4 protein-coding genes and 2 pseudogenes are annotated in these 6,830 nt (G+C 60.8%); all 6 read left to right on the top strand.

The features are described from left to right. Positions 1–269, top strand: a pseudogene (locus tag AAC083_RS01640) (hypothetical protein); the annotation flags it as partial. Positions 270–388: 119 nt separating this feature from the next. Beyond that, positions 389–2,533, top strand: coding sequence for a formate dehydrogenase subunit alpha (gene fdhF / locus AAC083_RS01645; protein ID WP_108535698.1), 2,145 nt, complete (start codon positions 389–391; stop codon positions 2,531–2,533). A 100-nt stretch (positions 2,534–2,633) separates the two neighbouring features. Further along, entirely contained in the window at positions 2,634–3,032 is a 399-nt protein-coding gene (locus AAC083_RS01650) for a hypothetical protein (protein WP_108535701.1), read from the top strand. Positions 3,033–3,435: 403 nt separating this feature from the next. Further along, a complete protein-coding gene (locus AAC083_RS01655; protein WP_108535699.1) occupies positions 3,436–5,568 on the top strand; it encodes a sigma 54-interacting transcriptional regulator in 2,133 nt (710 codons plus the stop codon). Further along, positions 5,565–6,416, top strand: a complete 852-nt coding sequence (gene fdhD, locus AAC083_RS01660; protein ID WP_108535700.1) for a formate dehydrogenase accessory sulfurtransferase FdhD — start codon at positions 5,565–5,567, stop codon at positions 6,414–6,416. The genes AAC083_RS01655 and fdhD overlap by 4 nt, the downstream gene beginning before the upstream one ends. Before the next feature lie 196 nt (positions 6,417–6,612). Then, positions 6,613–6,830: pseudogene (gene recR, locus AAC083_RS01665) on the top strand (recombination mediator RecR); the annotation flags it as partial.

Below are 6,830 nucleotides of genomic sequence, written 5' to 3' on the forward strand. Positions count from 1 at the left end.
GTCCTTACGGTGCCATGGCGGTGGTGGTGAAAGAGGTGGCGCCCGCTGCCGGTGCGCTGTTCAAGCGCCCGCAGACCAAGGCGCAAGCCTTGAAGTGCGACCTCTGCCGTCACCGCGAGGCGGGCCCGGCCTGTGTCGAGGTGTGCCCGACCCAGGCGCTGCGTCTGGTGACGCCGGCATCGCTTGGCGAACTGAATCGCCAGAAGCAGCTGGCCAGTGCCGAGGCGATGGGGGCCTGCCAGCGCCAGCCGGTGTTGGCACGGGGATAACGCATCGGGATGGCGTGCGCAGCCCCTTGCTGGCCGCCGCTTGCGCCCCTGTGCTGTCTACCCCTGACCAGCCATTTTCGTTAAAGGCCTTTTACCGTTAACAAACAAGAGTGTGAGTCATGAAAAAAGTCATTACTGTCTGCCCCTATTGCGGCACCGGTTGCAAGATCAACCTGCTGGTTGAAAACGACAAGGTGGTGGGGGCCGAAGGCGCCAACGGCCGGACCAACGAGGGGCAGCTCTGCCTCAAGGGCTATTACGGTTGGGATTTTTTGAACGACACCAACCTGCTGACCCCCCGTCTCAAGAGCCCGATGATCCGCCGCGAGCGCGGTGGCAAGCTCGAATCCGTCTCCTGGGATGAGGCGATCGGCTTTGCCAGCAGCCGTCTGGCGGCCATCAAGGCGACCTACGGTGCCGACGCCATCATGACCACCGGCTCGGCCCGTGGCCCGGGTAACGAAGCCAACTATGTGATGCAAAAATTTGCCCGCGCTGTGCTGGGGACGAACAACGTCGACCACTGCGCGAGGGTGTGACACGCACCCTCAGTCTCCGGTCTGGAGACAACGGTAGGCAACGGCGCCATGAGCAACGCCATTCCCGAAATTCAAGAGACCAAGTGCCTGCTGGTGTTTGGTTACAACGCTGCGGACTCTCACCCCATCGTCGCCCGCCATATCCTCAAGGCGAAGGCGAACGGGGCCAAGGTGATTGTGTGTGATCCCCGCATGGTGGAGACCGCCCGCATCGCCGATCAGTGGCTGCCGCTTAAAAACGGTTCCAACATGGCGCTGGTTAACGCCTTTGCCAACGTGTTGATCAGTGAAGGGCTCTACAACAAAGCGTTCGTCGCCAACTACACCGAAGGGTTTGACACCTTCAAGGCGACAGTCGCCAAGTACACCCCGGAATATGTGGAGGGGATCACTGGCCTGAAAGCCGCCGATATCCGCGCCGCCATTCGCACCTATGCCGCCTCGCCTGCCTCCATGATCCTGTGGGGCATGGGGGTGACCCAATACGGTCAGGCCGTGGATGTGGTCAAGGGGCTGGCAGGGCTTGCGCTGCTGACCGGCAACTTCGGTCGCCGTGGCACCGGTTGCGGCCCGGTGCGCGGGCAGAACAACGTGCAGGGCACCTGCGACATGGGGATGCTGCCGCACCAGTTCCCGGGTTATCAGTCGGTGAGCGACCCCGAGATCAGCGCCAAGTTTGCCAAGGCGTGGGGCGTGCCGTCTCTTTCCCAGAAGCCCGGCTATCGGCTGACGGAGCTGAGTCACAAGGTGGAGGAGGGCAAGTGCAAGGCCTTCTATATCTTTGGGGAAGATCCGGCGCAGACCGAGGCCGATCTGGCCCAGTTCCGCCGCACCCTGGGGGGCATGGATCTGGTGATCGTGCAGGATATCTTCATGACCCAGACCGCCGAGATGGCGGATGTGATCCTGCCCGCCACCAGTTGGGGCGAGCACGAGGGGGTTTACAGCTCGGCAGATCGCGGCTTCCAGCGCTTCTACAAGGCGGTGACGCCCCCTGAGAACGTGAAACCCGACTGGGCCATTTTCTCGCTGATGGCGACCGCCATGGGGTATCCCATGGAGTACCAGAACACGCAAGAGATCTGGGACGAGATGAGGGCGCTTTGCCCGCTCTATGCCGGGGTCAGCTACGACAAAATCGCGGATCTCAAGAGCGTGCAGTGGCCTTGCCCGACCGAGGATCACCCGGGCACCAGCACCCTGTTCGAGGGGAATGTGTTCACTACCCCGAGCGGCAAGGGGCAGCTGATCGCCTCCGAGTGGCGGGCGCCGCTGGAGCAGCCTTGCGCCGAGTATCCGCTGGTGCTCTCCACCGTGCGGGAGGTAGGGCACTACTCCTGCCGCTCCATGACCGGCAACTGTTCGGCGCTGCAAACCCTGGCCGATGAGCCGGGCTATGTGCAGATCCACCCGAGCGATGCGCAAAAGCTCGGGGTGAAGGATCAGGCGCTGGTCTGGATCTCGTCGCGACGCGGCAAGGTGATCACCCGTGCCAACTACAACGAGCGGGTCAACGCCGGTGTGGTCTATATGACCTACCAGTGGTGGATCGGGGCGTGCAACGAGCTGACCATAGAGCACCTTGATCCTGTCTCCTACACGCCCGAGTACAAGTACTGTGCGGTGAAAATCGAGCGCATTGAGGATCAGCCCGAGGCGGAGGTGTACGTCCAGACCGAGTACAGCGCGCTCAAGGCGAAATTGCGCAGCGCCGCCAAAGGTTAGTCCGGCGACAAAAGGATCATCCTGCATAAATAAGGTGTTCCCGACTCACATGGTTGAGTCGGGTCCCCTTTTATTGCCACCATTTGATGGGAATTGAATGATGCACAGCGAAATTAGCCGATTATTCGGACTTTTCTATATTGGCACCTATCTGGCGGCGATATTGATCGGCATGGGCTGCTATATGTGGCACGACGAGATGATATTTCTGCTCGGCTTCGGTTTCTTCGGCTGTTTTATGGCGGCAAGGCTCGCCATGGGCAGCGTATTGGCCGCCCTGAGTGTGCCGGTGGCCTGGCTCATTGCCTTTGTCTCCACCACCCTGATCAACAGCCTGCTATTGGGGGCGGTCACCCTGCTGGTTTACCTCACTCACCAGAGCGTTACCGCCGAGCTTGCCGACAACGCCAGCTGGCTGCTGATGGCCTTCCAGAGCCTGTCGGCCCTCTTTATCTTCGGCGGGTTGAAGTGCTGCCACAGTCGGCTTATCAGCTCGTGACTCGCCACCAACGAGGGCCGGGATCTGGCTGCAGGGGCCGCGATGGGTAGATCTGACAGTTGACGACAGCCGTTTGATCGGCCGCCATAATGCGGCTCAGGGTTTGGTGTCATCACTGGCTAAATATGGCCATCAGATATATTAAATCGGATTGTAATGAAATTAGTGCTCATCTATGATAAGCCGCCATTCCAATATATCCCCCGATAGCAATGTTATTTTTTGTTGTCGTTCGTTAATAACCGCTCTGGAATGGCAACATGCGACACGTTTCGTCACCGCTTTTCTTATTGGCAGCCCTCTTGATGGGCTGCGGCTATTTATGTTGGTGACGTGATCTGGTCGTGATGCGATGGCATGGACAGCCTGACGGGTGACTAAATCGATATAACGCGAGGCCGCAATGCTAAATGTGAGTGCCATCCCCCTGGACGAGATCTCTCCCATCTGGGACGACGGTTTCCTCCTGCTCTCCAAATCCCTCCTGTCGGCCGTGACGCTCGATGATTTTATCCACAAACTCAACAAGATAGATGCAAGCTTTGGCGGCGTGACCCGGGTCAACCTGATCCTCAACATGGGTGCGGGTGAGGAGGCCATCTTCTACTTCATGGGACATACCGGCCCAAAGCACCTTGTCTGCCCCAAGGCAGAACTGCACTTTCCCCCTCGTCCCACCCGAGAAGCCCAGGAGCAGGCCATCATGCTTGCGGCCGCCCACTTTGAGAATCGCTGCCCCTCCCTCGAGGCAGAAGGCATTTATGCCGGGCTGCGCTCCTACTGCCAGCTCCCCATCACCACCGCCCGCAGCCATCTTGGTGGGGTCGAGTTTATCAACACCCGGCTCGACAATTTCACCATGGAGACGCTGGCCAAGCTGACCCAGCTGGCGGCCATCGTCGCCATTGCGCTCGAAAACGTGCTCGACAAGGAGCGCACCCTGGAGCAGGCCAACTCCCTGCGCCTTGAGCGCGACAGCTGCAAGATCCTGGTGGATGTCACCAATGCGGTGATTAAATTAGTGCGCATCGCCGAGTTGCCCAAGAGCCTGTTTGCCATCCTGCAGCACCACTTCGCCATCAGCAGCCTGTGTCTGGCGGAGTACAACGCTACCTCCGACAGTTTCAAGAGCTATCTGGTCAATCAGCAGGCGAGCGATCAGCCCGGTATCATCAACCACTCCTGTTTCGAGAAGCGCTGTTTGCAGGGGGCGCTTGGCCACAGCGAACCCTTCTTCATCTATCGGGATCAGGGCCACGGCTGTGATGCGAGTTGCCGCTTCACCTCCCAGATACTGCCAACCGATGCGGACAGCTCCTGCATTCTGCCGCTGCGCTATCGGGGTAATCTGCTGGGGGTCTTGATCCTCTCTCACCCGAATGCGGACTTTTTTGCCGACATCGATATCTCCCTGCTGGAGCAGGTGGCGGCCCGCACGGCGATTGCCATGAACAACGTGCAGGCGCAGCAGGAGATCTCCAACACCAACGGTGCTAGGGAGAAGACGATCCGGGTGGCGGAGCTTGAGCCCAATGCCGATTTCTCCAGCATCATCTATCAAAGCGCCGCCATGGCGAGCGTGTTGGAGAAGGTGAAACTGGTGGCCCAGAGCGACTGCTCCGTGCTGATCTTGGGGGAAACCGGCACCGGCAAGGAGCTGATTGCCCAGGCCATTCATCGGCTGAGTGCTCGCCACGAGCAGGAGATGGTGAAGGTGAACTGCGCCGCCATTCCCACCGGGCTTATCGAGAGCGATCTGTTCGGCCACGAGAAGGGGGCCTTCACCGGCGCCTTGGCCCAGCGCATCGGTCGCTTCGAGCGGGCCCACAAGGGCACCCTGTTTCTCGACGAGGTGGGGGACATGCCGCTGGACTTGCAGCCCAAGCTCTTGCGGGTGTTGCAGGAGCACGAGCTGGAGCGGGTCGGCAACAGCAACCCCATCGCCATCGATGTGCGGCTGGTGGCCGCCACCAACTGCGATCTGCTCTCCATGGTCAAGAACAAGCGCTTTAGAAGCGATCTCTACTACCGGCTCAACGTCTTTCCCATCGAGCTGCCGCCCCTGCGCGAGCGGCGCGAAGACATACCGCTGCTGGTCAACTTCTTTATCAAGAAGATCGCCAAGCGGATGCGGCGCAACATCACCTCGATCCCCGCAGACGCCATGAAGATGCTGGTGTCGCTTCCTTGGTACGGCAACATCCGCGAGCTGGAAAACATCATAGAGCGCGCTGTGGTGATGACCCGGGGCCATGTGCTCAACCTCTCCCCCGACGAGCTGATGCCGCTCAAGGGCTATCACAAGATAGAGACCCTGGTGTATGACGAACCCGCTTCGCCGCTGTTTGCCGACGAGGCGCCGACCGATGAGCGCGAGGCGATCATCGCCGCCCTGCGCGATTGCAACGGCATAGTCGCAGGTGACAGGGGGGCCGCTGCACGCCTTGGCATGAAACGCACCACCCTGCTGTCGAAGATGAAGCGGCTCGGTATCTCGGCCAGAGATCCCGAGATCATTGATGGGGTCATGTCATGAGGGCAGAAACAGAGACACGCCTGCCTGAGGCAAACGCAGAGCAAAGCGAGCTGGCCCGCTGTGCCATCCATCGCGAGGTGGTGCACTACCGTGCCGATACACTGACCTGCGACAGCGAGATGGAACTGCCCTCCGAGACGCCAGTGGCGCTGGTCTATAACGGCATCGCCCACAGCGTCATGATGTGTTCGGCCTCTGATCTGGAGGATTTCGCCATCGGCTTCTCGCTCTCTGAGGGGATCATCGACAGCCTCCACGACATGCACGACATCGAGCAGATTGACGGCTGCCAGGGGATTGAGCTTCATATCACCCTGGCCAACCGCTGTGTGCATCGCCTCAAAGAGAAGCGGCGCACCATGGCGGGGCGCACCGGTTGCGGCATCTGCGGCAGCGAGAGTCTGGCGCAGGTGATCCGCACCCAGCCAAGGCTGCCCGACAGCCAGCGTCTGGCGGTGGGTCATATCGACAAGGTGCTGACCGCGCTGCGCCCGCTTCAGTTGCTAGGCCTGCGCACCGGCGCCACCCATGCAGCGGTGCATCTGGACGGGGAGGGCAATATTCTCGCCATCCGTGAGGATGTGGGGCGCCATATCGCGCTGGACAAGCTGGTGGGCCATCTGTGCCGCACCGGTCGCCGTGACGGTGCCATTCTGGTGACCAGCCGCGCCAGCTTCGAGATGGTGCAAAAGTGCGCCAGCGCCGGGGTGGAGATTTTGCTCGCCATTTCGGCCGCCACTGAGCTGGCGGTCGAGCGGGCCGAGCAGACCGGGCTCACCCTGGTGGGGTTTTGCCGTCCGGGCCGCGCCGAGATCTACTGCGGCCGTCAGCGTATCGGGCTGGGGTAGTGTGGTCATGGCCGCCGTCTCATCCAGTCGGCGACGTCATCGGGCCGGCAGGCACAAGGCCATTGGCGGACGGGGGGCGGCTCGGGTATAGTCCTGCGCCAACAAGATTGGTTCGGCTGGGCGAAGAGCAACCCGCACCCGCAAGGGCCGCCTGCGGTTACCGCCCGCCGACACAGCGTCAAAGGATACTTAGCCCATGAAATTCAGCCCCTTGCTGGATGAGATGATGAAGGCCCTGCAAGTGTTGCCGGGGGTCGGTCCCAAGTCGGCCCAGCGCATGGCGTTTACCCTGCTCGAGCGCGAACGCAGTGGCGGTTTTCGCCTGGCCCAGCTGCTTAACCGGGCGCTGACCGAGATTGGCCACTGCAGCCATTGCCGCACCTTCACCGAAAACACGCTTTGCGAGATCTGCAC

It is taken from the genome of Aeromonas sp. HMWF014 (assembly GCF_963878295.1).
GTDB lineage: Bacteria > Pseudomonadota > Gammaproteobacteria > Enterobacterales > Aeromonadaceae > Aeromonas > Aeromonas popoffii.

Bases quoted from the DNA above. Each gene is read 5' to 3' on its own strand.
- AAC083_RS01650 (WP_108535701.1), top strand. From the start codon at position 2,634: ATGCACAGCGAAATTAGCCGATTATTCGGACTTTTCTATATTGGCACC.
- AAC083_RS01655 (WP_108535699.1), top strand. From the start codon at position 3,436: ATGCTAAATGTGAGTGCCATCCCCCTGGACGAGATCTCTCCCATCTGG.
- fdhD (WP_108535700.1), top strand. From the start codon at position 5,565: ATGAGGGCAGAAACAGAGACACGCCTGCCTGAGGCAAACGCAGAGCAA.